Origin of the sequence: Pseudomonas sp. PNPG3 (genome assembly GCF_023093815.1) — a bacterium.
GTDB lineage: Bacteria > Pseudomonadota > Gammaproteobacteria > Pseudomonadales > Pseudomonadaceae > Aquipseudomonas > Aquipseudomonas asiatica.
Genome location: NZ_JALLKV010000377.1, coordinates 1 through 218, shown reverse-complemented (window position 1 = coordinate 218; position 218 = coordinate 1). Strand labels below are relative to the sequence as shown.

At 61.0% G+C, this 218-nt stretch carries 1 protein-coding gene; it reads left to right on the top strand.

The genetic code is table 11. The annotated features are described in order from the left end of the window. Positions 1-94: 94 nt before the first annotated feature. The coding region (locus MJ643_RS31370; protein ID WP_282103312.1) for a bL9 family ribosomal protein at positions 95-218 on the top strand (124 nt) is incomplete at its 3' end.

The window sequence follows — 218 nt, the reverse complement described above, 5'->3', positions numbered from 1 at the left end:
CCAGCGCCGCATCTCGCAGACCATCAAGGTGGCCCGCCAGATGGCCCTGCTGCCCTACACCGAAAAACTGGTTCGGAAATAAGGAGTTCTTGACATGCAAGTGATTCTTCTTGAACCCGGCAAGCTGGGCCAGACCGGCGACGTGGTGAACGTCAAGCCCGGCTACGCCCGCAATTTCCTGATTCCGCACGGCATCGCCGTACCCGCTAGCGGCGCCA